General features: G+C 70.5%; 22 protein-coding genes. 9 read left to right on the top strand and 13 right to left on the bottom strand.

Going from position 1 to position 25,333, the window contains the following annotated elements; translation table 11 throughout:
- Positions 1 to 8 precede the first annotated feature (8 nt).
- Positions 9 to 1,637 carry a hypothetical protein gene (locus ACG04R_RS08675; RefSeq protein ID WP_394408198.1) on the bottom strand — a complete coding sequence of 543 codons (1,629 nt, stop codon included), beginning with the start codon at positions 1,635 to 1,637 and terminating at the stop codon, positions 9 to 11.
- Positions 1,638 to 1,815: 178 nt separating this feature from the next.
- Here ACG04R_RS08675 and ACG04R_RS08670 point away from each other — a divergent pair, with 178 nt between their 5' ends.
- From ACG04R_RS08670 to ACG04R_RS08655, 4 genes are all read left to right on the top strand, one after another.
- Positions 1,816 to 3,186: an ethanolamine ammonia-lyase subunit EutB gene (locus tag ACG04R_RS08670; RefSeq protein WP_394408195.1), complete on the top strand. Its 1,371-nt coding sequence runs from the start codon at positions 1,816 to 1,818 to the stop codon at positions 3,184 to 3,186.
- Positions 3,183 to 3,980: an ethanolamine ammonia-lyase subunit EutC gene (gene eutC / locus ACG04R_RS08665; RefSeq protein WP_394408192.1), complete on the top strand. Its 798-nt coding sequence runs from the start codon at positions 3,183 to 3,185 to the stop codon at positions 3,978 to 3,980. Before ACG04R_RS08670 ends, eutC begins: the two co-directional genes overlap by 4 nt.
- A gap of 109 nt (positions 3,981 to 4,089) precedes the next feature.
- Positions 4,090 to 4,992 carry a hypothetical protein gene (locus tag ACG04R_RS08660; protein WP_394408190.1) on the top strand — a complete coding sequence of 301 codons (903 nt, stop codon included), beginning with the start codon at positions 4,090 to 4,092 and terminating at the stop codon, positions 4,990 to 4,992.
- A gap of 105 nt (positions 4,993 to 5,097) precedes the next feature.
- Positions 5,098 to 6,351, top strand: a complete 1,254-nt coding sequence (locus ACG04R_RS08655; RefSeq protein WP_394408187.1) for a D-alanyl-D-alanine carboxypeptidase family protein — start codon at positions 5,098 to 5,100, stop codon at positions 6,349 to 6,351.
- Between the two features lie 112 nt (positions 6,352 to 6,463).
- Here the strand turns inward: ACG04R_RS08655 and ACG04R_RS08650 are convergent, their stop codons facing one another.
- Entirely contained in the window at positions 6,464 to 6,829 is a 366-nt protein-coding gene (locus ACG04R_RS08650; protein WP_394408185.1) for a hypothetical protein, read from the bottom strand.
- A gap of 141 nt (positions 6,830 to 6,970) precedes the next feature.
- Positions 6,971 to 7,852: an AraC family transcriptional regulator gene (locus ACG04R_RS08645; RefSeq protein ID WP_394408182.1), complete on the bottom strand. Its 882-nt coding sequence runs from the start codon at positions 7,850 to 7,852 to the stop codon at positions 6,971 to 6,973.
- Between the two features lie 224 nt (positions 7,853 to 8,076).
- Between ACG04R_RS08645 and ACG04R_RS08640 the strand changes: the two genes are divergently transcribed.
- Complete coding sequence (locus tag ACG04R_RS08640) at positions 8,077 to 8,817, top strand: SDR family NAD(P)-dependent oxidoreductase (protein ID WP_394408179.1); 741 nt, start codon at positions 8,077 to 8,079, stop codon at positions 8,815 to 8,817.
- Between the two features lies 1 nt (position 8,818).
- On the opposite strand, the gene ACG04R_RS08635 is transcribed toward ACG04R_RS08640, so the two are convergent.
- Positions 8,819 to 9,316, bottom strand: coding sequence for a hypothetical protein (locus ACG04R_RS08635; protein WP_394408176.1), 498 nt, complete (start codon positions 9,314 to 9,316; stop codon positions 8,819 to 8,821).
- A 159-nt stretch (positions 9,317 to 9,475) separates the two neighbouring features.
- Here ACG04R_RS08635 and ACG04R_RS08630 point away from each other — a divergent pair, with 159 nt between their 5' ends.
- The gene (locus ACG04R_RS08630) at positions 9,476 to 9,658 is read left to right on the top strand and encodes a hypothetical protein (protein ID WP_394408173.1); all 183 of its coding nucleotides are present in this window, start codon (positions 9,476 to 9,478) and stop codon (positions 9,656 to 9,658) included.
- Between the two features lie 19 nt (positions 9,659 to 9,677).
- Here the strand turns inward: ACG04R_RS08630 and ACG04R_RS08625 are convergent, their stop codons facing one another.
- From ACG04R_RS08625 to ACG04R_RS08615, 3 genes are read right to left on the bottom strand one after another with little or no spacing between them, the layout of a single operon-like run.
- The gene (locus tag ACG04R_RS08625; protein WP_394408170.1) at positions 9,678 to 10,319 is read right to left on the bottom strand and encodes a response regulator; all 642 of its coding nucleotides are present in this window, start codon (positions 10,317 to 10,319) and stop codon (positions 9,678 to 9,680) included.
- A complete protein-coding gene (locus tag ACG04R_RS08620; RefSeq protein ID WP_394408167.1) occupies positions 10,297 to 12,450 on the bottom strand; it encodes a PAS domain-containing protein in 2,154 nt (717 codons plus the stop codon). The genes ACG04R_RS08625 and ACG04R_RS08620 overlap by 23 nt, the downstream gene beginning before the upstream one ends.
- Positions 12,447 to 14,048: a methyl-accepting chemotaxis protein gene (locus ACG04R_RS08615; protein WP_394408164.1), complete on the bottom strand. Its 1,602-nt coding sequence runs from the start codon at positions 14,046 to 14,048 to the stop codon at positions 12,447 to 12,449. The genes ACG04R_RS08620 and ACG04R_RS08615 overlap by 4 nt, the downstream gene beginning before the upstream one ends.
- 163 nt (positions 14,049 to 14,211) lie before the next feature.
- On the opposite strand from ACG04R_RS08615, the gene ACG04R_RS08610 reads away from it, so the two are divergent.
- Positions 14,212 to 14,619 carry a response regulator gene (locus ACG04R_RS08610; RefSeq protein WP_394408161.1) on the top strand — a complete coding sequence of 136 codons (408 nt, stop codon included), beginning with the start codon at positions 14,212 to 14,214 and terminating at the stop codon, positions 14,617 to 14,619.
- Here the strand turns inward: ACG04R_RS08610 and ACG04R_RS08605 are convergent.
- The 4 genes from ACG04R_RS08605 to ACG04R_RS08590 form a co-directional block, all read right to left on the bottom strand.
- Positions 14,608 to 15,372 (bottom strand): SapC family protein, encoded by a 765-nt coding sequence (locus ACG04R_RS08605; RefSeq protein WP_394408158.1) that lies wholly within the window; start codon positions 15,370 to 15,372, stop codon positions 14,608 to 14,610. The genes ACG04R_RS08610 and ACG04R_RS08605 overlap by 12 nt on opposite strands.
- An 86-nt stretch (positions 15,373 to 15,458) precedes the next feature.
- Positions 15,459 to 17,042: an alpha,alpha-trehalase TreF gene (gene treF, locus ACG04R_RS08600; RefSeq protein WP_394408155.1), complete on the bottom strand. Its 1,584-nt coding sequence runs from the start codon at positions 17,040 to 17,042 to the stop codon at positions 15,459 to 15,461.
- Positions 17,039 to 18,280, bottom strand: a complete 1,242-nt coding sequence (locus ACG04R_RS08595; protein WP_394408152.1) for an MFS transporter — start codon at positions 18,278 to 18,280, stop codon at positions 17,039 to 17,041. Before ACG04R_RS08595 ends, treF begins: the two co-directional genes overlap by 4 nt.
- 42 nt (positions 18,281 to 18,322) lie before the next feature.
- A complete protein-coding gene (locus ACG04R_RS08590) occupies positions 18,323 to 20,884 on the bottom strand; it encodes a TonB-dependent receptor (protein ID WP_394408149.1) in 2,562 nt (853 codons plus the stop codon).
- 282 nt (positions 20,885 to 21,166) lie between these two features.
- On the opposite strand from ACG04R_RS08590, the gene ACG04R_RS08585 reads away from it, so the two are divergent.
- Entirely contained in the window at positions 21,167 to 22,162 is a 996-nt protein-coding gene (locus tag ACG04R_RS08585; protein ID WP_394408146.1) for a substrate-binding domain-containing protein, read from the top strand.
- Positions 22,163 to 22,195: 33 nt separating this feature from the next.
- Here ACG04R_RS08585 and ACG04R_RS08580 read toward each other — a convergent pair whose 3' ends face one another.
- On the bottom strand, positions 22,196 to 23,041 hold the full coding sequence (locus ACG04R_RS08580; RefSeq protein WP_394408143.1) for a PEP-CTERM sorting domain-containing protein: 846 nt from the start codon (positions 23,039 to 23,041) through the stop codon (positions 22,196 to 22,198).
- 361 nt (positions 23,042 to 23,402) lie between these two features.
- On the opposite strand from ACG04R_RS08580, the gene ACG04R_RS08575 reads away from it, so the two are divergent.
- Complete coding sequence (locus ACG04R_RS08575; RefSeq protein ID WP_394408140.1) at positions 23,403 to 23,828, top strand: YcxB family protein; 426 nt, start codon at positions 23,403 to 23,405, stop codon at positions 23,826 to 23,828.
- Positions 23,829 to 23,929: 101 nt separating this feature from the next.
- Here the strand turns inward: ACG04R_RS08575 and ACG04R_RS08570 are convergent, their stop codons facing one another.
- Positions 23,930 to 25,105, bottom strand: coding sequence for an NHL repeat-containing protein (locus ACG04R_RS08570; RefSeq protein WP_394408137.1), 1,176 nt, complete (start codon positions 25,103 to 25,105; stop codon positions 23,930 to 23,932).
- Between the last annotated feature and the right edge of the window lie 228 nt (positions 25,106 to 25,333).

The following is a 25,333-nucleotide window of genomic DNA, read 5'->3' as shown; positions in this document are numbered from 1 at the left end:
ACGAAACATCACTTGTCGCGGCTGAGGCTGCCGCTGCCGACGTAGACCGTGTCGGCATCGCCGTGCACGGGAAAGCTGAGCAGGCGCTCCTGGTGGCCGTCGTCGAAGTCCAGCGTCAGCACATAGCCGCTCAAGCGGTAGCGCCCGCGGCGGCTGGCGCCGTCGTCGACCTTGCGCGAGCTGACCGCGCCCGCCGTGCCGAGCGGCCCGCCCACCACGCCGCCGCCGGTGCTGCTGCTGCCGCTGCCATCGGCCTGCGACGAGCCGCTGATCATGGTGCCGTTGAGCGTGGCGGCCATCGAGCCGGAGGTGCCCAGGCTGCTGCTGCTGCGCTCGAAGCGGCCGTCGCGTATGAAGCGCATGCCGTTCCTGAACGACATGCCGCCCAGCACCAGGCTGCCGTGGAAGCTGCCGCGGCTGAAGCTGCCTTCCAGCTTCGTGTCGGCGGGCCAGGGCCTGACGGCGTAGTGCTTCTCGGCCTGCCAGGCGCCGGGGCGGCCGTCGTCGTCCTGCGGCTGCATCTCGTAGCCGTTGCCGGCGGCGCGCCAGCGGCCCCATTGCTGCGGCTCCAGCTGGCGCGAGGCGGCGACGTTGAGCTGGTCCGGTGGCATCTCGGTGCGGCGGTAGACGCTGCCGTCGCGCAGCAGGAAGCGCACGTCCTCCTCCCACGTCGTGCCGTTGTTGAAGTTGCTCCAGCCGTAGATGACGATGGCGGCCAGGTCCTTATCGGCCAGTCCCTTGCCGGGCGCGGTGGTCACGCGTTGCAGCAGCACCTCCTCGCGCTCCAGCGGTGCCTGCGGCAGCGGCGACGGCGTGAGGGCGGATGCGTCGGCCACGAGCGCAGCGTCGTTGAGCGACAGGGTCGAGCCGCCGAGCGACGAGGTCTTGCCGCGCAGCACGATCTCGCGCCCCGCCCAGGGCTCGGCATCGAAGTCGAGCAGGATGGACCCGCGCCGCCGCCGGCCGGCCTCGGCACGGTGCACGAGTTCGAACTTGTCGCGCTCGCTGCCCCAGCGTTGCACCCAGCCCTTCACGTACACCACCTCACCCTCGCGCCGCGAGGCCTTGGCCAGCGCCGACACCTGGCTGGGCGCCACGAACTGGCCGCGCGGCTGGCCGGGCACCAGCGGCGGCAGGTCGGGTTTGGACACCATCTCCAGCGCCACCAGCGCGCGGGCCACCGCGCCGGCTTGCGGGTAGAGCGCCGTCACGTCCATTCCGGGCGTCTGCAGGTCGCGCGCGAGGCCCGCGCAGACGGGCTCGGGGTCGGCCTCGCCCAGCACGCGGCGGCGCATGGGCTCGGTGATCTGTTTCCACGCCGGTGCTTCGCTGCCCTGGCGGCGCTTGCTGGCGGCAAGCACGGCGCGCAGCGGCGCGATCTGGTGGCGCTCACGCCAGGCGATCCACGCGGCGTGGGCGGCGTCAGCGGACGGCGCGCCCATGTCCGCACAGGCGTCGACCGAGGCCTCGGTCATCACGTCCAGGCTGACGGCACCGATGAGCTGCTGCACGGCGGTGCGGTCGGTGGCCAGGCGTTGGGCCTCGAGTCGGGTGGTGGGCGTGGCGGGCGCCGCCTGGGCGGAGGACATGGCCAGGCCCAAGGTCCAGGCCAGCCGGCCCCTCGTGAGGGCGGGCATTCGGAAAACCGTCATGCAATGCGAACTGGGAGAACCCGTGGAAGTGCGAGGAGGCGCGATGGTCGGCAGCGCGACCCGCACCGGGCAATCCCATGGACCGAAGTCCGGTAATCCGCACGTCCGCGGTGCGTCACGGCCTTGTCATGCAGTTGCCGCCGCTTTTGCGCACACTCGCGGCATGGCCTTCACCCACACCCTCGGTGGCGAGCGCTACCAGTTCGCCGACCTGCGCACGCTGCTCGCCAAGGCCAGCCCGCGCCGCTCGGGGGATGAGCTGGCCGGCGTGGCCGCCGCGAACGCGCGCGAGCGCGTCGCGGCGCAGCTGGCACTGGCCGACCTGCCGTTGAAGGCGTTCCTGAACGAGGCGGTCGTGCCCTACGAGCGCGACGAGGTCACGCGGCTCATCGCCGACACGCATGACACCGCGGCCTTCGCGCCGATCTCGCACCTGACCGTGGGCGTCCTGCGCGACGCGCTGCTGGCCGACGCGGTCCGGCCGGCCGACATCGCTGCCGGCCTCACGCCCGAGATGGCCGCGGCCGTCACCAAGCTCTGCCGCCTGCAGGACCTGATGCTGATCGCACGCCGCTGCGAGGTCGTCACGCGGTTTCGCAGCACCGTCGGCCAGCGCGGGCGGCTGGCCACGCGGCTGCAGCCCAACCACCCGACCGACGACGAGGCGGGCATTGCCGCCAGCCTGCTCGACGGCCTGCTGATGGGCGCGGGCGATGCCGTCATCGGCATCAATCCCGCGACGGACAACCTGCCGCAGGTCATGCGGCTGCTGCAGATGCTGGACGCCGTCATCACGCGCCACGAGATCCCGACGCAGAGCTGCGTGTTGACGCATGTGACGACCACCCTCGAGGCCGTCCACCGTGGTGCGCCGGTGGACCTGGTCTTCCAGTCCGTCGCCGGCACCGAGGCGGCCAACACCGGTTTCGGCATCACGCTGGCGCTGCTGGAGGAGGCGCAGCAGGCGGCGCTGTCGCTGAAGCGCGGCGGGCGGCAGGTCATGTACTTCGAGACCGGCCAGGGCAGCGCACTGTCCAGCGGCGCCCACCATGGTTGCGACCAGCAGACGCTGGAATGCCGGGCCTACGCCGTCGCGCGGCGCTTCGAGCCGCTGCTGGTCAACAGCGTCGTCGGCTTCATCGGGCCGGAGTATTTGTTCGACGGCAAGCAGATCCAGCGCGCGGGCCTGGAAGACCACTGCGCGGCCAAGCTGCTGGGCCTGCCGATGGGCGTGGACGTCTGCTTCACCAACCATGCCGAGGCCGATGTCGACGACCTCGACAGCCTGCTGACGCTGCTGTGCGCGGCCGGCTGCAACTACATCATGGGTGTGCCCGGCTCTGACGACATCATGCTGGGCTACCAGAGCACCAGCTTCCACGACGCGCTGGCGATGCGCCGGCTGCTGGGCGTGCGGCCGGCGCCCGAGTTCGAGGCCTGGCTGCAGCGCATGGGCGTGTTCGCGGCCGACGCGCCACGGCTGGCAGACGGCGGCCCGCCGGCGCGGTTCGCCGCGCTGCTGGAGGCCTCGTGAAGCCGCCTGTCATCGACCAGCCCTGGGCCAGCTTGCGCCGCTACACGGCCGCCCGCATCGGCCTGGGCCGTGCCGGCGCCAGCGTGCCGACGGCCGCTCACCTGGCCTTCCAGCAGGCCCACGCCGAGGCGCGCGACGCGGTGCACGCGCCGCTGGACGTGGACGCGTTGCTGGCCGGCCTGCGCGCTCTGGGCGAGGCACCGGTGCACGTCCACAGCCGCGCGCCTGACCGCCCCACCTACCTGCAGCGCCCCGACCTTGGCCGCCGCATCGACGACGCCAGCGCCGTGCGGCTGGCGGCGCTGCGGTCACCGGTGGTCGACCTGGCCTTCGTGCTCGCCGACGGCCTCTCTGCGCTGGCGCTGCAACGCCAGGCCTTGCCGCTGTTCGCCGCGCTGCGCGAGCGGCTGTTGCTTGAGGGCGGCTGGAGCTGGGCACCACCGGTGGTTGCGACGCAGGCCCGCGTGGCCCTCGGCGACGAGATCGGCGCGTTGCTGAACGCCCGCTGCGTCGTCGTGCTGATCGGCGAACGGCCGGGCCTGAGCGCGCCGGACAGCCTCGGCGTCTACTTCAGCTGGGCACCGCACCCGGGGCTGCTCGATGCGCAGCGCAACTGCATCTCCAACGTCCGCCCCGAAGGGCTGGCACCTGCCGCCGCCGCGGCCAAGCTGCATGTGCTGCTGCGCGAGGCGCGAACGCGCCAGCTGAGCGGTGTCGAGCTGAAGGACGTGCAGGACGACCGGGCGGTGGCGGCCGAGCCGTCGGGCCTGATGCAGCGGCTGGGCGGCGCGTGAAGAAAGCTTCCGCCGTGTGAGCGGAGATTCCGGTCGTCGCGGCGGGTTTTGCGGTCACCATGGCTGCCGCGCCGGACGCCCCGGACTTTCCGCCTCGTCGAAACTCCCCATGAACGCTGCCGTCAGGCCCACCGCCACTGTCTTTCGCGCCGCGCTGGCCTGGCTGGCCGCCGGCCTTGCCGGCCCGGCGCTGGCGTCCGACGCGGACATCGACCGCGCCGTGCTCGACCACCTCGCCGCCACGGCCGGCATGCATGCCCGCATCGCGGCCCACCTCGACCTGACGGCCCCGTTCCACACCGCGTCGCGGTGGACCCTGGTCATCGCCAAGCAGCCGGACGAGGAGGGCCTGGACGTCAGCGGCGTCGGTGACCGCGAAGGCGCCGTGCGGGTCTGCTTCGTCCACGACGACCGGCCGGACTGCGGCGATGCGCCGTTTCTCGCGCCGTACCGCCAGCGGGGCTTGCCGCTGCCAGCGGGGCCACTGCTCTACGAGCTGTTCGACAGCCGCATCGTGCATGACCACGCCGGCCGGCCGCTGCTCAGCATCAAGGCCTGCTCGGCGCATGGCGGCAACGGCAGCTGCGGCATCTCGACCGTGCTGTTCGAGCACGACGCGGCGCAGGACCGCTTCCGCGTGGTCTTCTCCAACCTGACCGGCAGCAACAACAACCAGGAGACGCGCTTCATCGAGCAGGGGCCGCTGCGCGGCGCCGTCGTCGTGGCCGTGCCGACGCCCACGGCGCCGTTCGTCTACCGGGTGGAGCTGTTCCGGCGCGGCGCGGAGGGCACCTACCAACTGGCGTTGGGCTACCGGGGACACACGGGTTATGGCGACGGCAACCCGCTGCCGGTCATCGACGCCGAGATGCCGGCGCTGCTGGCGCGGCTGGGGCTGTGGACGGCTGGCGACCCGCTGCCGCCGCCACCGGCCCTGCCCGCGGCCTGCACCCGCATCTTCCTGCGCCATGACGTCGAATGGTGCGATACGCCGACGGGCCGCGACCGGTGACCGGTCAGCGGCATGCCAACAACCGGTTGCAGGGGCTCACGCCCTCTTTGAGCGTCGGCTCTAACATGCTGGCGGGCGACTGCCTTCCTGAACAAGTACCTCTCCATGATTTCCCGCTTCTCTCCCTCACCGCTGCTTCCTTTCGCCCTGGCCGGCGCGCTCCTCGTCGCGGTGCCCGCGACCGCCATCGCCGCGCCGCATGCCAAGCCGCACGCCGCGGCCAAAAAGCACAAGGCCGCCGCTGCGCCCGCCGAACCCGAGGTGACCACCGACGCCAACGGGCGCACGGTGCCGGTGCTCGCCAACAAGGCCTGGGTGCTGATGGACTTCGACACCGGGCAGATCCTGGCCTCGTCCAACGCTGACGAGCCGCTGCCGCCCGCGTCGCTGACCAAGATGATGACCAGCTACCTGGTGGAGCAGGCGCTCAAGGCCGGCAAGCTCAAGCCCACCGACCAGGTGACCATGAGCCTGAGCGCCTGGTGCCGCGGCGGCAAGCAGGGCGACAGCTGCATGTTCGTGCCCCTCAACGCGCAGGCGTCCGTGATGGACATGCTGCGCGGCGTCGTCGTCGACAGCGGCAACGACGCTTCCAAGGCCCTGGCCGAGCACATGGGCGGCTCGGAAGCCGGCTTCGTGGCGATGATGAACGCCGAGGCCAAGAAGCTGGGCATGAGCAAGACCCAGTTCGCGAATGCGGCCGGGCTGCCCGACCCCAACAACAAGGCCTCGGCCCGCGACCTCGCCGTGCTGGCGGCCGCCATCATCCGCAACAGCGCCGAGTACTACCCCATCTACGCCGAGCGCGAGTTCACCTACAACGGCATCAAGCAGGGCAACCGCAACGCGCTGCTGTACACCGACCCCACGGTCGACGGCCTCAAGACCGGGCACACCGAGGAAGCTGGCTACTGCCTGACCGCCTCGGCCAAGCGCAACGGCATGCGGCTGATCTCGGTCATCATGAACGCGGACAGCATGCAGGCCCGGGCGGACCAGACCCGCGTGCTGTTCAACTGGGGCTACAGCAACTTCGAGCAGGCCACACCCGCGCAGGCCGGCGCGGCGCTGACGAACGCCAAGCTGACCTACGGCGTGGCACCCACAGTGGCCGCGGGCCTGGCCCAGGCGTGGACGCTGCTGGTGCCCAAGGGCCAGGCCGCCGCCGTGCAGACCTCGATCTCGTTGAATCCCGAACTGACGGCCCCGATCGCCAAGGGCACCCAGATCGGCAAGATCATCGCAACGGCCAACGGCAAGCAGGTTGGCGAGGCTCCGATCGTTGCACTCGCCGACGTGGAGCGCGCCGGGTTCTTCGAGCGGCTGCGTCAGCGGGTTGCTGGTTGGTTCTCGAAGTAAGGCGTGCTCGTCAACGGCCGCGCCGTGGAGCTGCCGTTGACGATGTCGGTTGCGGACTGGGGTACACGTCGGGCCGGGCTGCGCAGGGGACGCGCCCAATGGTGCGACTCGGCTACAAAGGGCAAGGCGACTCCGTGTTGTGCCGTAGCTGAGTGACGTCGGCTATCCAGTTGGACAGTGCGGTGTTGAACGTTGTCTCGTCGACGGTGACCACGCGCGCATCGTCAACGGTGTAGAGGTCATAGTCCGCCTCGTTGTCTCGCCAACCGGTTCGCAGCACGATGCGGCGAAACTCAAAATCCCAGTACTCCCACATCGACCAAGTCGAGTTCAGATAGCGTCTTGCCTCGCGAGGAACTCCAGGCTTTGGCAAGCCACGAATTTGAACGAAGGTAGTCCATTCCGCGCCGCTCGTTGAAGTCTCTGCAACTATGGCGTCACCGGCATTTAGGAAGTTCTCGATTCGCCTTGGGAGCATGAAAGCAGTCTACCCAGCAGGCACTTACGGTCATGGTCGAGCGGTGGAGGCTGCTCGTCTTGCGACAGAGAAGGAAGACCGCTGTCAGCTTGAGGCCGCGCTACCAGTCAGTCACAGCGCCGGCGCGAGTCGCGCACCGCCTCACGTCCCCGTCGCCCGCAACCCCAACCTCGCCTTGTCCCGCCCCGGCGGCGCGCCGAACAGCCGGCTGTACTCGCGGCTGAACTGCGACGGGCTGTCGTAGCCGACGCTGTAGCCGATGGCGGCCACGTCGCCCGCGTCGGACAGGATGCGTGCCCGCGCCTCCTGCAGCCGGATCAGCTTCTGGAACTGCAGCGGGCTCATCGTCGTCGCGCCGCGGAAGTGGCGGTGGAAGGACGACTCGCTCATCGCCACCATATCGGCCAGCATCGGGATGGAGATGGGCTCGGCATGGTGGGCGCGGATGAAGCGGATGGCCCGGCCGATCTGCGACAGCCGACTGTCTGCGAGGCCGATCTGCCGCACCATCGCGCCCTGCGAGCCGTGCAGCAGCCGCCACACCAGCTCGCGCTCCACCAGCGGGCCCAGCACGGCGGCGTCGCGCGGCGAATCCTTCAGCCGCAGCATGCGCACGACGGTGTCGAGCAGCTCCTCCGGCGCGTCGCTGACGGCGAAGCCCGAGGGTTCCGGCGCCGCCATGTCCGCCGGGTTCATCTCCAGCAGCAGCGACGAGATGGTGGCCGTCTTCAGCGTCATGCCGGCGGCGAGGTAGGGCAGTTCGGGGCTGGCCTCGATGACACCGCCGGCGATGGGCAGGTCCACACCGACGACGAGGAACTGGCCGCCGCGGTACTCGAACACCTCGTCGCCCAGCATGGCGCGTTTGGCGCCCTGCGCGACGACGACGAAGGTGGGCTCCATCACGTGGTGCTGCATCTCGGTGGGCGCCTCGGCCGCCACCGCGAACATGCCTTCCTTGCGGCTGCTGCCGACGATGGCGTGGCGCTTGATCAGGGTCTGCAATTCGTCGAGTGATGCCATCGCGCGACCCTACCCGGTGCGCCGCGTTCGCTCAAGCGGCAGGCCCGTGAAATGACGGAATCGTGCAAGAGCTTGGCGGTTTTGGGCTATCGCCACGGGAGCGGGCGGGTGCGCCGGCCAGCGCGCTTCGCAGGCTGGGTGGATCGTGCAATCACATGACTGGATTTGGCTGCCCGGATTGCCGGCCAGCCGATTCAATGCGGGCCTTCGCGAAGGAGGTCGTCATGAGGATGCAGGGCAACACGATTCTGGTCGCCGGCGGTGCTGGCGGCATCGGGCGCGGGCTGGCCGAGCTGCTGTGCCGGCTGGGCAACGAGGTCATCGTTTTCGGCCTGCCGGCCGGCGCCTCGCTCCAGCAGGGCCTGCGCGTCGTCGACATCGATCTGGCCGATCCGTGGAGCGTCGCCGCCTTCTCCGAGCAGGTGGCCGCGGTCTGCCCGGGGCTGAACATGCTCGTCGATATCGCTATCGCCTTCCCGGTGAAGTACCTGCCCGGCATGCAGGCGCTGTTGGGCGACGACGAGACGCCCAGCAGGCTGGAGGCTCATCGCCTGGGCATGCAGCACCTGACCGGCGCGCTGCTGCCGCACCTCCGCAAGCGCGAGCACAGCGCGGTCTGGAGCCTGTCTGTGGGGCCGGCGTTCGCGCCGCTGCATGCTGGACGAGGGACCGCTTCGCCCCGGGCTGCCACGGCGGGCAGCGCGCCCGCGTTCGCCCTGTCGGTCACGAAGCGCTGGGCCAGCGCGCGCATCGAGGTCGTCGACATTGCCGTCCCGTCGCGTGGGCATGTCGCCATGGAGCACCGGGGCATGTCGCGGGGGGAGTTCGTCTCCCGCTTGGCGGGCTTGCTGGCTGAAGGGTTACAGGAGGAGGCCGCGCTCGCCCGGCTGCGGGCGCTCTGGCCGCTGGCGCGGCCGGCGGTGCGAGAGACCGAGGACGACGACTCGGTCTCTGAGGCTGTCTGACTCAGGCGGCCGCTCTGACGGCGCCGACGGTGCTGTCGAAGCGATGCACGGCCTTGGCGCGGGCCGAGAACGCGCCGCTGAGCAGGCCCAGCACGGCGCAGGCCGCGGCGATGAACCAGGCCTCGTGCAGCACCTCGGCGTGCACGCCGGTGGCGAAGCCCAGGCCGAACTTGGCCACGAAGATGCCCATCATCAGGCTCATGGGCACCCAGCTGCCGGGCATGCGCACGGCGCCGCCCTCGCGCGCCAGGCCGCGCGGCGCGAGCAGCGGGGCACCGAACCGGGCCGTCGCCGCGAAGCCTGCCGCCCAGGCCAGCATCGGCACGACACCGGCCCCGAACGTCGCGATGACGCCGTACAACGACAGCGCCAGCATCGCGGCTGCCAGCCTGACCAGCGTGGCGGGCTGCACGATGCGGCTGCGCGACTGGCGGTAGCCCAGGGCCAGCAGGACGGCGAGGATGGCGAAGGGCCAGAGGGGGAAAGAGGCTGCGTTCATGGAAGTGGCTCCGGTCGGTTGCTGCTGCGATGGGCCGCACTGTGCAGTGGCAGCGGCGGGCGGGCGAATGGCTTGCGACGAATCGACAGGGTGAGTTGCGAATGACAGCTGCGTCGCGTGAGTTGCGTCGCGCACGTCTGGCAACAGCTCTCCCTCAGCTTGGGGCAGATCACGACTCTCGCTGCGGAGCTGGAAGCGAGCCCTGACGCCAGCGACGGTGGCGCACTTGAGATGGATCTTCTGAAGCACACCAAGGTGGCCTACAAGCTAGAGATCGCCTACCGGGAGGCGACGAAGAACGCCAGCAACATGCCTTCCTACGAGCGATTGGTCAGAAACTGACCGTCGGCTCTATCAGCCCTCACGCCTCATCCAGGCTGATCAGCCCCTCCCTGATCGCCCACTTCACCAGCGCGGCAATGTCGTTCAGGCCGAGCTTCTTCATCAGCCGGCTGCGGTAGGTGTCCACGGACTTCGGGCTCAGGTGCAGCGCCTCGCCGATGGCGCCGCTCGTGGCGCCCTGGGCCACCATCAGCAGGATCTGCCGCTCCCGGGGGGACAGCGTCTCGCCGCCCGGCCGCGTGTCGCCCTCGGTCAGCGCCGTGGCGGCGAACTCGGCCGCCTGCGGGCTCAGGAAGCGGCCGCCTTCGGCCACCGTTTTCACGGCCTGCAGCACCTCGGAGCTGGCCGAACCCTTGAGCAGGTAGCCGCAGGCACCCAGGCGCAGCGCCTCGGCGACGTGGCGGGGCTGGTCGGACATGGTCAGCACGATGACGCGCAGCTTCAGGTCGCGGCGGCGCAGTTCGTCCAGCAGCTCGAAGCCCGAGCGCTGGCCCAGGCGCAGGTCCAGCAGCGTGACGTCGGGCATCAGCCGACCCAGGTCGGCCAGCGCCGGCGTGGGGCCGGCCGCCTCGCCAACGACTTCATGGCCGGCGGCCTCCAGCACGACGCGCAGGCCGTCGCGCATGATGGCGTGGTCGTCAATGAGATAAATGCGGCTCATCTCCAGCAGGCGTCCAGGTCAGTGCAACCATGGTGCCACGGCCCGGCTGGGCGTCAATGTGAAGTTCGGCATCGACGGCCAGCGCGCGTTCGCGCATGCCGACCAGGCCGACTTGGCTATCGCCTGGCAAGAAGCCGCGGCCGTCGTCATCGATGGTCAGCTCCAGCCATTCGTCGTCGCCGTCCAGGCCGAGGCGGATGACGCGCGCACCGGCATGGCGCAACGCGTTCAACAAGGCCTCGCGGGCGATCATGAAGGCGGCGTACTCGACGTCGGCTGGCCAGCGCTGCAGCTGGGCGGCGTCGCTGACCTGCAGTTCGGTGAGGGCCTCGATGCCGTCGTCGCCATGGCCGCTGCGGTGCTGGCGCACCTCGTTGTCCAGTGCGGCGGCCAGGCCCAGCTCGCCCAGCAGCGGTGGGCTCAGCTCGGCCAGCACGCCGCGCACCTGGCGGTTGGCCAGCACGACGAGACTGGCGATGCGCGCGTCAAGATCCTCGCGCGGCCCGGTGCCGCCGCGATAGGCCTCCCAGTGCAGGCGCAGCGCGGCTATGGTCTGGCCCAGCTCGTCGTGCAGCGTGTGGGCCAGTTTGCGGCTGGTCAGGCGCTCCTGGTCGAGCAGGTGGCGGCTGAGGCGGGCGAGTTCGTCGCGCGTGGACTCGGCCGGTGCCGGCGTGCCACCGTGCGGGCGGTCGCTGCGGCCGCCGCGCAGGTCGTGCAGCACGGCCAGCGCGCCGACGGGGCGCCCTGGCGCGTCGTACATGGGCACCAGGTGGATCTGCACGGCCACGCGCGCGCCGCCGGGTGTCAGTGCGTCCAGCCGCGCGACGAACTCGCCCGGCTCATCCTGCAGCTGCAGCAACAGCCGCGCCCAGGCCTCGCGCCCGGCGGTGTCCAGCAACGGTTCGACGACGGGGTGGCCGAGCGTGGTCTCGCCGGTCCAGCCCAGCAGCCGTGTGAAGGCGGGGTTCAGGTATTCGAGGCGGTACTGGCGGTCGGCCAGCGCGATGGCCACGGGCAGGTGGTCCAGTGCGCGACGCAGGTTCCCGGCGTCGCGTGCCAGCCAGCCCATCAGCCTCTCGGCGGGCGTGGGCCGGTCGCGGCGGGCGACGAGGGCCTGCACGCGCTCGGCCACCTGGGCGCCGTCGGCGGCCGGGCTGGTCAGCACGGCGTCGAACAGCGGGTCCCATGGCGTCAGCAGGCGCCGCGAGGCCCAGAAGCCGGCGCCGCCCAGCAGCAGCGCGGCACCGATGCCGATGGCCAGCATGGACAGCGTCAGCCCACGCAGTGGTGCCAGCGCGCTGTCCTCGCTCTGCAGCACGACAGCGCGCCAGGGCAGCAGTGGTGTCTCGCCGGCGCTGCCGCGTAGCGTGGACTGCGCCAGCAGCCAGGGTCGGCCGTCGGCGTCGCGCCAAGTCCGAGGCGGGCCCAGGCCCGACGGCAGGCCGGCCGGCACGGCCGCACCGGACACGACGCTGCGCCCGCCCAGCGTCGTCAGCACCAGGCCTTGCAGCCCTTCGGCTGTGGCTGTCTCGGCGGCGCCCAGGCTCAGCGCCAGCTGCTCGCGCACCCAGGACAGGCCCAGGTGAGCGGTGACGACACCGACCACGTTGCCGTTGTCGTCGATCACCGGCTCGCCGATGTCGATCAGCTCGGGGCTGCTGCCCGGCGCCAGGGGCAGCAGCGGGGTCAGCGCGACGGCCTCGTGCACGTCGCCCAGCATGCCGTCGCGGCCATCGCGGAACACCGGCCGCTGCGCAATGGACTGGCCCTCCAGCCAGCCGTGGCTGCCGGCCAGCACGCGCCCGTCCGGTGCGACCAGGCCCACCCAGACGAAGCGTGGCGAGCGCTCGACGAGGTCGTCCAGCTCGGCGCGCACGCGTGGCAGCGATGCGCCGGGTCGCAGCAGCGGCGAGCGGGCCAGCAGCCGCACCTGGCCGACGGCGTCGCGCAGCGACAGCTGCAGCTGCTGGGCCAGCAGGTCGGCGTGCTGCTGGTTGCGGGCCAGCGCGCGCTGCGTGATTTCCTCGTGCAGCAGGCGCCGGCCGCCTCCCAGCATGATGGCCGTCAGCGCCACCGCCGCCAGTGCGGGCAGCAGCGCGAAACGCCAGGTCAGCCGGGAGGCCGGGGTCATGCGGTGCGGGCGCCGCCGCCGAGCCGGAACACGCGCACCGACTGCGTCACCAGGTCGGCGCGCTGCGCCAGCGAGAGGGCCGATGCCGACAGCTGTTCGACCAGCGCCGAGTTCTGTTGCGTGATGCCGTCGATGCTGGCCACGCTGCCGTTGACCTCGCCGATGCCGCCGCTCTGCTGCTGCACGGCCACGCTGATGCGGCCGATGAGCTCGTTCATCTGGTCCACCGCGGTCTCGGCTTGCTTGGCTGAGCGGCCGGTGTCGGCGACGATGCGTGCGCCCTCCTCGACGCGGCTGCGGGAGTCCTCGGCCAGCTGCTTGATCTCCTGCGCCGCCTCGCGCGTGCGGCCGGCCAGCGTGCGCACCTCGGACGCGACGACGGCGAAGCCGCGGCCCGCGTCGCCGGCGCGGGCGGCCTCGACCGCGGCGTTCAGCGCCAGGATGTTGGTCTGGAACGAGATGCTGTCGATGACGGCGACGATCTCGTTGATGCGCGTGGTCGCCTCGCGCACGGCGTCCATGCGGTGGCTGGCTTCCAGGCTGGTGCTGCCGGTGGCGCGTGCGGCGGCTGCGGTGTCGCGCGCCAGGTCGCGGGCCTGGAAGGCGCCGTCGGCCGTGTGTTTCACGGTGGCCGCCACCTCCTCCAGCGCAGCGGCGGCCTGCTGCAGGTTGCCGGCCTGCTGCTCGGTGCGCTCGCCCAGGTCGCGGCCACCGGCGGCGATCTCGCTGCAGGCGATGTTGACGCCGTCCACCTCGCGGCGCACATCGCCCACCACGGCCTGCAGGTTCACGTTCAGCTGCGCCAGCGCGCGCATCAGCCGGCCCTGCGCGTCGCTGCGGCGCGTGGACAGCGCCTGCGTCAGGTCGCCGGAGGCCAGACGCTCCGCGGCCAGCGCCGCCTCGACGAGGCCGGCGTTGTGGCGGCTGCGCAGCCAGCCCAAAAGCGGCACGGTGGTGACGAGCGCGGCCACCGTCACGGCCACGACGGGGTTCAGACCCAGCGTGGCCTGGGCCGCCATCGCCACGCCGCCCGCCGCCGCGCCGGCGGCCAGCAGCGCACCAGCCTCCACCCACAGCGAGGCGCGGCGGGCGAACCAGGTCGCCACGCCGGCCAGACCGCGGCGCTGCAGCGCGCCCTTGTGCAGCTGTGTGGGCAGGCTGGGGTTCTTGCCGCCGCCGGCGGCGCGGTACTCCTCGCGCATTCGCGCGTACAGCGCCTCGGCAGCGGCGATCTCGTCGCGGCCGGGCTTGGTGCGCACCGACATGTAGCCGCTGATGCCTGTCGCATCGCGCACCGGCGTGACGTTGGCGCGCACCCAGTAGAAGCCGCCGTCCTTGCGGCGGTTCTTGACCAGCGCCGTCCACGGCTCGCCGGCCTTCAGCGTGGCCCACATGTCGCGGAAGGCCTCGGCAGGCATGTCGGGGTGGCGGATGAGGTTGTGCGGCTGGCCCAGCAACTCATCGCGCTCGAAGCCGCTGGCGGCGACGAAAGCCGGGTTGCAGTAGGTGATGCGACTTTGCAGGTCGGTGGTCGATACGAGCGGGGCGTCGATGCTGAGCTCGTACTCCTGCTGGGTCACGGGGCCGTTGTCGCGCATGGCACACCTCCTGATTGTTTTGGGCCGCGGGTGCACTGTCCGGGATCAGGTGTAACAGCGCCATCCGTCGCGTGTAGGGGATTCTTGTATGGTGCTGTCGGGTTTGCCGGAAACCCCTCGCGACCCCCTCGCCAGCCGTGACGGGCTCGCCCAAGATGGCGGCATGTCTTCCCTGCCCCTGCCCGACAACTCTGCGGCACCGCTGGTGCTGCTGGCCGGCGCCGTGCCCGACAGCGCAGCCGACCTGTTGCGCGAGGCGCACTATCGGGTGCGGCGGGTCGAGTCCGGCGCCGCGCTGCTGCGGCTGGCCCGCGGCGAGCGGTCGCCGCGCCTCATCCTGCTGGGCGAGACGGTGGCCGACCAGACCGGCCTTGGCCTGCTGAGCCGGCTGCAGGACGATGCCGCCACGCGTGCCATCCCCGTGCTGTTCGTCGCCGGCGGCGGCGAGGCGGACGAGGAACAGGCCCTGGCGCTGGGCGCCCGCGACTGCCTCAACTTGCCGCTGCGCCCGCTAGTGCTGCTGGCCCGGGTGCAGGCCCAGCTGCGCCTGGCGGCCCTGTCAGTGCGTTGACGCGGCGGCGTTGCGCTCGGCGGTGTCCAGCGCGCGCCGGTCGTCCAGCCGCGCGGCCAGGCGCTGCACCTGCTGGAGGGACAGCAGGTGGGCGTAGGCCCAGCCCAGCCAGCCCTTGATGGCCAGGTCGTGCCGCGTGGCCGGGCCCAGCGTGCGCAGCCGCTCTTCGTTGATGGTCTTGAAACCGCGCAGCGCCGTTGTCTGGCCGTCCAGCGTGTACTCGATGACGCCGTCCTGCAGCAGCTCCAGCGCGGCCAACTGGTTGGCGAAGTCACGGCTGGTCACCATCTCCTGGCGGAAGCTGAGCAGGAAGCGCTCGATCTCTGCCAGCCAAGGCGTTTCCTGGCCCTCGGCGTCGAACAGCGCCTCGCCGTGCGTGGTGTTGAGCCCCGGGCAGGCCCGGTCCAGGCAGACCGTGAAGTTGGCGTCCCCCGCCGCCTCGGCCAGCACGAAGGGGTAGCGCCGGAAGAACGCCGGCAGGTAGGCGCCGCGCGCCCAGCTGCCGTCAGGCTGCACGAACAGGTTCTCGCGGTCGCGCAGGCCCACCAGCGCGACGACGCTGTGGCCGTCGGGGCCTTCGACGAAGACGCAGGGAAAGTCCAGCGCCGCCGCCGACAGCTCGCTGGACGCCAGCGGCACCGAGTTGGTCTCGCGCGCGAACGCGAACGGCTTGGCCGGCGGCGCCAGCTTCAGCTGCCGGTGCTGCTCGCGGTTGAGGGCCACGAGGTCGTCGTAGATCAGCAGGGTCTTCATGGCGGGATTGTCGGCAGCGCGGCTGGCGCCGCGGCGTGACGGCGTGGGCGCGGCATCCCTGATTCCAGGGACGAGCCAGCCGGCGCTCAGGGCGTGGCTGGCCGCAGCAGCCCGTCCTTGAAGGCCACATAGACGCCGTTCGTCCAGCCGAAGCCGTCCTGCGTCTCGTACTCGCCGCCGCCGCCCGGGCGGTCCTGGGCGACGTCGTACTTTTCCAGCAGCCGCCCCGTGGCCAGGAAGACGCGGTGCACGCTGGCGCACCAGCGCTCGGCGATGTCGCGGGCCAGGTCGGCATGGCCCTGCGAGGCCAGCCCCTGCGCGGCCATCCATTGCAGCGGCGCCCAGCCGTTGGGGGCGTCCCATTGCTGGCCGGTGGTGAGCGCCGTTGTCAGCAGGCCATTGGCGCCGAGCAGGTGGCGGCGCACCTGCTCGGCCATGGCGTCGGCCTGGGCCGCCGTGGCCAGGCCCAGGTACAGCGGAACGAGGCCGGCGGCGGTCAGCGGTCGCGGGTCGGCGGCATCGCGCCAGTTCAGGTCGGCGAAATAGCCCTCGCCATTGCCCGTTTGCCAGAAGCGGGTCTGCAGCAGCATGCGTCGCGTGGCCGCGCGCGCCTCGTAGGCCTGCGCGGCCGCCGCGTCGCCGGTGCGGGCGGCGCCCAGCGCGATGGCGGTCTCCAGCCCGGCGAGCAGCGCGTTCAAGTCCACCGGCGCGAGCGCCGTGGTCTCGATGGTGGCGATGTCGGTGGGGTCGGCGCACCAGCGGCCGGAGAAGTCCCAGCCGCTCTCGGCGCCGGCCCGCAGGTCGCGCCAGACCTGCTCGTGCGGCCGGCCGCTGGCCTCGGCGGTCTCGACGTCCTCGCGCCAGCTTTCCTCGCGCGGTGTGCAGCGGTCGTCCCAGTAGCGGTTCAGCAGCGCGCCGTCTGCCGTGCGCACCACGCGGCGGTGGGCGTGACCCGGCGCGACACCGTCCTCGCCGTCCATCCAGAAGGCGTGCTCGGCCTTCAGCGCGTCGAGGTGGGCCGCAAAGCCGGCGGCCGGGTCGGCGGCCTGCAGCAACTCCACCATCTTGAAGAAGAACGGCGGCTGCGAGCGGCTCAGCATGTAGCTGCGGCTGCTGTTGGGGATGAAGCCGTAGGCCGCGATCAGGTGGTCGAAGTTGGCCAGCATGCCCTCGGCCAGGCCGCGCTGGCCATCGGCCACGAGGCCCAGCATCGTGAAGTAGCTGTCCCAGTAGTACAGCTCGCGGAAGCGCCCGCCCGGCACGACGTAGGGGTGGGGCAGCGACAGCAGGCTCTCGCCGTCGACGGCCGCGCGCTGCTCGCGGGCGAGCAGCGGCCACAGCTGGCGGATGTGCGCTCGGATGTCCACCTGCGGCATGGGTGCGCTCGCATGGCCGGGCGGCACGAAGTGGGTGCGCACGAAGTCCGCCAGCGAGAAGCCGGCACCGTGGCGTTCCACGTCGAAGCGCGCGCGGATCAGCGCGGGCGGCGACTTGGGGCGGGCGTCGACGAAGCTCTTGCCGTCGCCGAGAACGCGGGCCATCTGGACGGCGACGAAGAGCTCGCCGTAGAGCTCATGGGGCGTGGCGGCCACGCCTTGCGAGGCGGGTGCGGCGGCGCGGCTGGGCGCGGCGGGCGCGAGGGCGTCGCGGCGCGGGAACGAGGAGGTCATGACGCAAGTTGCCGGCGCAGCCGGGCGAGGGAGAGGGCGAGCGCCGTGACGGGCACGAGCAGCATGGCGAAGGCGGTGGCGCCGTCGAACGCGACGAAGAGGCGGCCCGTGATGAAGCTGCCCAGCGTGCCGCCGAGCGCCGAGAAGACGACGATGAGGCCGGTCATCGCTGCGTGCTGGCGCTGCGGCAGCGCGCTCAGCATGGCCGAGTTGATGGCCGGGTAGATGGGCGCCAGCAGCAGGCCGGTCAGTGGCAGCAGGTAGGCGGTGGGCGGTGCGTTGAGCCAGCCGATGTCGTCGCCCAGCGCGTGGGCATGGCTGGCCATCGGCAGCGCGACCAGGATCAGCGCCGCGATGCCGGCCAGGCAGGCGATGACAACGGCGAACCAGCCCAGCCGGCCGATGACCGCCGCGCTGGTCAGCCGCCCGAGCGCGGTCGTCGCCGGCATGATGACCGCGAGGCCCACGCTCATGGCCGTGGGCAGGTGCAGCACTTCCTTGTTGAAGCTGGGCAGCCAGGTCGAGAGGCCCTGCTCGATGAGCACATAGAGGAAGGCCGACAGCAGGAAGACGACGACCAGCGCCAGCTTCAGCAGCGGCGCCATCGCGACGAGGTCCTCGCGCAGCGACGTGCCCGGCGACCGGATGGGCCCTTCGTCCAGCGGGCTGAACAGCAGCAGCGCGAAGGCGCCGGCCGCGATGGCGGCGAGCAGCGGGTAGACCTGCAGCCAGCCCGTCGCCTGGGCATGCGCCGCCTGGCTGAACAGCAGGAAGCCGCCGAGCACGCCGACCATGAACAGGCCTTCGAGCAGGTTGGTGAATCGCGCGTGGCCGGCCTTGTCCTGCGTGACCAGGCCGATCATGGAATAGGCCGACACCTTGACCAGCGCGAAGCCCGCGCCCAGCGTGCAGAACAGCAGCTTGATGGCCCAGAAGGCCGACAGCACCGGCATGGCCAGGCAGGCCGTGCCGACGGCGGCCAGCGCCAGCAGCATGGACCGCTTCAGGCCGAGGCGCGGCAGCAGCGAGGCGACGAGGAAGGACGTGACCGCGATGGGCAGGTCCTTCCACGCGTCCAGCAGCGCGGCCTCGGCGCGGGGCACGCCGAGCGTCTGCACGACCAGCAGGTTGACCGCACCGACGCTGTTCAGCAGCGCGCCGAACAGCATGTAGGTGAGGATGATGGCGAGCCTGATGCGCAGCGTGCCGCTCGACAGGGAGAGGGAAGTGGTGGTCATGTCGAGGGCTGCTTTGAGTTCAGGCGTCGCCATCTTGGCGCGTCAGAACTGGAAGCCCACGCTCAGCTCGTACGCCCGCCCGAACAGCGGCCGAGCCAGGAACACGCCGTCCTGACCCACGCCCTGGCCCGGCACGCGGAAGTTGCCTTCCGTCAGCCCGACCTTGTTGGTCAGGTTGGTGCCGGTCAGGCGGATCTCCAGCCCGTTGTCCATCGCGAACACGGCGCCCGCGTCGATGGTCTGGTAGGCCGGCAGCTTCAGCGTGTTGGTCTGGTCGGCGAAGCGCTCGCCGACATGGCTGAAGGTCGCGAAGGTGCGCAGTTGGCCGTAGGCGGTCTGGGTCTGCCAGCTCGGGGTCAGGCGGGCCTGGAACTTCGGGGCGCGCTCGACGCGGTTGCCGCTGTACTGCTGGAAGTCCTTGTACTTGGCGTCCTGGAAGTTGCCGGTCGCGGCGATTTCGAAGCCCTTGAGCCAGTCGCCCGGGCGAAGCGACAGCTCGAACTCCACGCCCTTGGCCTCGCTGTTCGGGCGCAGCACGGTGTTGCCGGCGTTGGTGAACTGCTGCGTCTGCGAGTTGGTCAGCTGGTTGGCGTAGGCCGTCAGGAAGGCGCTGTAGAGCTTGGTGGCGGTCTTCAGGCCGATCTCGTACTGCGTGATGTCCTCGACCGAGTCCTTGGTCTCGTTGGCGCCGCGGCTGCGCAGCACGTCGAAGTCGGGCATGCGGTGGCCCTTGTTCACGCGCACGAAGGCGCTCAGGTCGCGGCTGAAGGCGTAGTTGGCGCCGCCGGTGAAGGAGCTGCGGCTGAGCTTGCTGTCGATCAGCGTGTGGGTGCCGTTGTAGTAGGCGAGGTTGTTGTTGTAGAGCGTAGTGGGGTCGTTATCCAGGTCGCCGTTGCTGACGTTGGCGATGGTGCCGGTGATGTGCTGGGTCTCGCGGCGTGCGCCCAGGTCGACACGCAGCTCCTTCGTGAGCTGCCACTCGTCGGCGACGAAGAAGGCGCGCGTGTCGCCGCTGTAGCTGGCGTCCAGGTCGAAGGAGAAGGGCGGCGTGACGTAGCCGTTGCGCGAGGCCTTGACGCCGTTGTCCAGCGTCACGTCGATCAGGCGCGCGTGCGACTGCACCGTCATCAGCTGGGCCTGGCCCAGTGTCCAGACGTCGTGCGAGCTGTAGCCGGCCAGGTACAGGCCCAAGGTCAGGTTGTTGCCCGGGGCGATCTCCTTGGACAGGCGGGTCTCGTTGGTCGTCGAGCGCAGCGTCTTGTCCACCACCCACATGCCGTTGACGATGACTGGCGTGGCCATGTTGGTGATGGCACCGCCGCCGTTCGTGAAGGTGGCCGTGCCGGTCGTGGCCGCCTTGCCGGCCGCCGCAACGACGCCCGCGTCGCCGTTGGCGGCCGTCACCTGCGAGGTGATGTAGCTGCCCAGCGTCTGCGGGTTGGCGCCGGAGAACAGCGCGTAGGTCGGCACGTCGCCGCCGGTGTGGCCGAGCTTGTTGGTCAGCGTCCAGTCGCCGAGCTTGGTGTCGAGGTTGGCGCCGAAGGTCTGCACGGTCGCGCCGCGGCCCTCGGCCAGGTCCTTGGTGACGGTGTCGCGCAGGATCTCGGGCTTGCCATTGGCCAGCGTGCGGCCCGTCGCGCGGCCGGTCTCCAGCACGATGTTGCGCAGCTCGTTGCCGTAGAAGTAGTCCTTGCTGGCGTCGAAGCCGGGGTAGCTGGACACGCTCTTGCCGTCGGCGCTGCCGACGACCGGGATGGCCGTGTAGAAGGCGTTGCGGTCGTTCAGCGCGCGGGCGTAGAGCTGCAGGTTGCCGTCGTCGAGCTTGCGGTTGAGCACCAGGCTGAGCTGGCCGCCGTCGTCGGCCGGGAACTGCGTGTCGCGCAGGCCCTGGCTCTGGCGCCAGAAGCCGCCGACCATCACGGTCCACTTGTCTGACAGCGGGCCGGCGTAGACGCCGTCCACGCGCTTGAGATTGCCGGTGCCGGTGGTCACGCGCAGGCTGCCCTCGGGGCTGCGGCCGTCCTTCTGGATGAAGTTGACCGTCACGCCGGGCTGGCCGCTGCCGAAGATGGGGCTGGGGCCGCCGCGCAGCACTTCCATGCGCTCGATGGTGTCGTCCAGGCGGAAGAGCTGCGAGTGCTCCAGGAAGCTCAGCGCCGGCAGCGCGTACAGCGGCGCGCCGTTCTGCTGGAAGGTGGAGTAGGGACCGTCGCCCGGCGTCGGGAAGCCGCGCACGCGGATGTTGGCGTTGCTCTGGCCGCCGGTGCTCTCGACGAACACGCCGGGCACGGTCTTCAGGATGTCGGCCGTGCTGGTCGGCGCGGCCTGCTTGATCTGCTCTTCGGTCGCGGTCGTGATCGAGAAGCCGGCTTCCAGCTTGCGCACGCCTTCGCGGCGCGCCGTGCCGGTGACGACGACGGCTTCGAGCTCCTTCACTTCGGGCGACTCCGCGGCCGGCTTGGGCGCGGGCTTGGCGGCCTCCTGGGCGAAGGCGGCACCGCACAGCGCGGCGGCGGCCAGCGCGATCAGCTGGGGGCGGAAGAAGGCGCGGACGGGGCGGTCGCCGCGGCGCGATGCAGCCTGGGCGGCTTGAGGGTCGGTCATCGAATGTCTCCGGTTGTTTGTTTGCATCCCGAGAGCCCGGCGCGGCCGTCGCCAGACTGTCGATGGGGCGGACTGTGATGGCAAATGTTATCGATGTCATTTGAGTATTTACCCGTGTGGTGTGCAAATGACATCGATGACATTAGTTTGCAGAAGTGCCGGGTGCGGGTCTGCGATGACGTGCGTGCCGCCGGCGGGCCCGCGCCGCTTGGCGACAATCCGGGTCAGGAGAAGAAGCCGGGTTGCGCGACGCGCAGCGGCACGAACGGGCACGAGAACGGGATGAGCGACGCCAAGCCAGTCACGATGGAACAGATCGCCGCGCTCGCGGGCGTCAGTGCCATCACGGTCTCACGCGCGCTGCGCGACAGCCCGTCGGTCACGCCCGCCACGCGCGAGCGCATCAAGACGCTGGCCGAGGCAGCCGGCTACCGCTTCAACCACCACGCCCGCAACCTGCGGCTGCGGCGCAGCCACATGGTCGCCGTCATCCTGGAGATGCAGCCGGACAACGACCGGCCGATGACCGACGCCTACCCGCTGCAACTGCTGGGCGGCATCACGCAGGAGCTGACCTCGCGCGGCTACAGCGTGCTGCTGTCGGCCATGCAGAGCCCCGGCGAGGGCGTGGCCGCGTCCGCGGACGGCGTCATCCTGCTGGGCCAGGGCGCCAACGGCTCGGCCGTCAAGACGGCCGCGGCGATGGGCCTGCCCATGGTGGTGTGGGGCGCCGAGCACGGGCGCGGCAACGCCGTGGTCGTCGGCGGCGACAATGCCCATGGCGGCGCCTGCGCCGCCGAGCGGCTCATCGCGCTGGGCCGGCGCCGGCTGCTGTTCCTGGGCGACGTGCGCCATGCCGAGATCCGCGACCGGCAGCAGGGCTTCCTGAAGGCGCTGCGCAAGGCCGGGCTGAAGGCCCAGTCGCTGACGCCGGCCGCCTTCACCTTCGGCGCGGGCTTCACGGCCGTGCAGTCCCACCTCGCGCACCTGCCGGACGGCGGCCCCGCGCCGGACGGCCTGTTCGCCGCCAGTGACCTGCTGGCCATGGGCGCCGTGCGTGCCTTCACCGACGCCGGCCTGCTGGTGCCCGAGGCCGTCTCGGTCATCGGCTACGACGACTCGCCAGCAGCGCACACCTTCGCGCCGCCGCTGACCAGCGTGCGCCAGGACTGGCACCACGGCGGCGTGCTGCTGGCGCGCAAGGTGCTGGACCTCATCGCCGGCAACGCTGCCGCCAGCGAGATCATGCCGACCGAACTGGTCGTCAGGTCGACCTAGCCAGGCGCTGCCGACACCCTGGCCCGACGCGGGCTATTGGCGGCTGCGCAGGCGCAGGCCCACGAACAGCAGGCCGGCGAGGATGAGCGCGTAGGTCTGCGGCTCGGGCACGGGCGCCAGCAGCTCGGCGCCGACCAGCGCCTTCGTCGTGCTGGTGCCGAGGTCGACGGCCACCTTGTGCGTGTCGTAGTAGTCGCTCCACAGGTTCAGGCCGACGTCGGACAGGTCGACATTGCTGCCCGCCAGCACGGCGACCTCGAAGCTCGTCGCCACGCCCGCCGTCAGCGCGAGCTGCGCCGACTCGCCGCCATAGAAGCTGCCCGTGGCGGCATTGGTCGTGTTGGTCGAGCCCAGCAGCGTCCAGGCGCTGGCGCCTGCCAGGCGGAAGTAGTACGACGGCAGCGCCGGCACGCTGCTGCCGAAGGGCGATGCGACGGCCGCGTAGCTGCCGGTGCTGTAGAGGGACAGCATCGCGCCCAGCGACTGCGAGGGAGTCAGGGTCACGGAGAGTGTGAGGAACTCCGTGCCGGCGGTGTTGCCGGTCAGCGCCTGGTTCCAGGAGTAGTAGTCCTGGGACGCGAGGGTGTCGGTACGCGTCTGCGTCACCGTGGTGACCTCGTACACGTAGGCCAGGCCCGAACTCGTCGCGGTGGGCGCGACCTGGACGTCCTTCTCGATGTGGGTCGTCGACGTCGACCCGTAGCTGTTGTCCAGCGTCGCCGTGGTGGTGACGGGCGGCGTGACTGCGGGCGCAGCGGCTGCCGCCACGCCACTGAGCGTCGGCGTGGCGGGCGTGGCCGTGAGCACCGCGGCCGATGCCGATGCCGCCCAGATCAGAGCGGTGGCCGTCAGTGTGGAAAAAGCAAAGTTCGCACGCATGGGTTCCTCCTCTCGCAAGCTGTGATGGGGCTTGTCGGAGAAGGACTAAGCGGGTTTTGTGCCAACTTCTTCACACAACGTTACAGGCCTGGTGCTCATAGGGAGTGACAGCGCAACGGGCGTTGGCGCACGTCGGCGGGGCTGCGCAAGGTCGGCACACACGGCACTGGGCTGGGGCTGGCGGCCTGGGGATGGTGCGGTTAGAGGGCATGGACGCGTGCAGCGCTCGCCTACCATCGCGCGCAAACCAGGGCGTGCGACGGTGCGAGGGGACATGCAGATCCAGATCGATTCAGACGACTAGCTGTCAGCGATTCGTGCCGGCCTCAAGCCACGCCCGGCGTTTGCCGTGCTCGGCGTGTTGATCGTCCTGCTGGCGCTGATGGCGCTCGTGGCGATGGCGGGTTCGCTGTGGCGGGGGCACGCTTCCTGGGCCGAGGTGTTCGGCCCGCTCGCGATCGCCTATTTCCCGGCCTGGTATTGGCTGTACCTGCCCTGGAAGGTGCGGCGCCTCTACGCCCAGCAACGCTCTCTTCATCAACCGTTCTCGGTCGAGATCGAGACGGCAGGCCTGCAGTTCCGCACCGAGAACGGCAGTGGCCTGCTGCCCTGGGGAAATCTGTACCGGTGGCGGGAGTCGGGCAAGGTGTTCGTCCTGTACCAGTCCGACCTGCTGTTCAGCCTGATCCCGAAGCGCTGCTTCGAGTCGGGCGCGGCGCAGGACGAATTCAGGACAACGCTGGCGCGGCAGGTCGGCCCCGTCGACAAGCCTCGTGCACGTCCGTGAATGAAAAAGGCCCGCGGCGGTTGCCGCGGGCCTTTTCGGTTTGATCGGCTCCCGCACGTGCCGATGGCCGTGCGCGGACAAGAGGTTCTGCCAACCTCTCCCTAGACAATCTTGCGGATCAGGTCGTTGTAGGTGTCCGCTACGTAGACCGTGTTGCTGCCGTCCACGGCAATGCCATTGGGCCCCCAGAACAGCGCGGTCGTGCCTGTGCCATTCGCTTTGCCGCCGCCCGGATTGCTCGGGTCAAACTTGCCCGCCAGCGTGGTGACAGCACCGTCTGGCGTGATCTTGCGAATCACGTTGATGGCGGGGTCCGCGACATACACCGTGCCGCTGGAGTGCACGCAGATGCCGACGGGGTTGCTGAACAAGGCTACTGCGCCGGTGCCGTCGGCATAGCCTTCCTGGCCCGAGCCAGCCAGTGTCGTGACCACCCCAGCCGGCGTGATCTTGCGGATCAGCGAATTGCCTGAGTCGGCGACATAGACCGTGCCGCTGGCGTCCACGGCAATGCCTCGTACCACCTCAAACGAAGCTGCCGTGCCCGTGCCGTTGGCGGAGCCCACAATGCCCGATCCCGCCAGCGTGGTGACGACACCGTCCGACGTGATCTTGCGGATCAGGAAGTTGTTGGTATCTCCCACGTAGACCGTGTTGCTCGCGTCCACAGCGACTGCATAGGGGAACGTGAACGAAGCTGCGGAGCCCACGCCATTGGCGTTGCCGCGGTTGCCCGATCCTGCCAGCGTGGTGACGATCCCTGCCGGCGTGATCTTGCGGATCATGTGGTTCGCTGTATCTGCCACATAGACCGTGCCGTCCGGGGCCACGGCCACGCCGCATGGATTGGAGAACGACGCCGCATTGCCCGTGCCGTTGGTGCTGCCGGCGCTGCCTGAGCCCGCCAGCGTACTGACGACCCCGGCCGGCGTGACCTTGCGGATCAGGTTGTTCTGCGAATCCGCCACGTAGACCGTGCCGCCGGCGTCGGCAGCCACGGCGTATGGCAAATAGAACTTGGCCGCAGCGCCTGCGCCGTCGGTGCTACCAGTTTGGCCCGAGCCGGCCAGCGTGGTGACCACGCCGCCGTTTTGCGTGCTGCCGGCGCTGGGGGGGGGGCTGCCTTCACTACCACCGCCGCCACCACCGCAGCCTGCCAGATCGAGGGCCATCAACGAACCCAGCGCCAGCAGGCCGCGTCGCTGGACTCGGGGGAGATCGAAGGGCGGGTTGGCCAGCCGGAGGTGGTTTTCGTCGTGGCGCGAATTCTTGGCCATGGAGTTATGAGAAGTGATCGGTTTATGGCCCCAGGCTATCCAGCCGCCGCGGCTTGCGTGGATGCCGGCGACCAGTGGACCCGGCGAATATGCGAATCTGCAGCGGCTCTGATTCTTGCGCCTTCCGCGGTGACGAAAGCCGGCCTCGGTAATAAGCACGCCAGGCGATGTAAGCAAACGAAAAAGGCCCGCAGCTATTGGGCTGCGGGCCCGATGTTGACAACCAAC

It is taken from the genome of Pelomonas candidula, from assembly GCF_043555985.1.
Classification (GTDB): Bacteria; Pseudomonadota; Gammaproteobacteria; order Burkholderiales; family Burkholderiaceae_C; genus Pelomonas; species Pelomonas candidula.
Note: the sequence above shows the minus strand (reverse complement) of the source record. Positions and strands in the feature narration are given on the sequence as shown.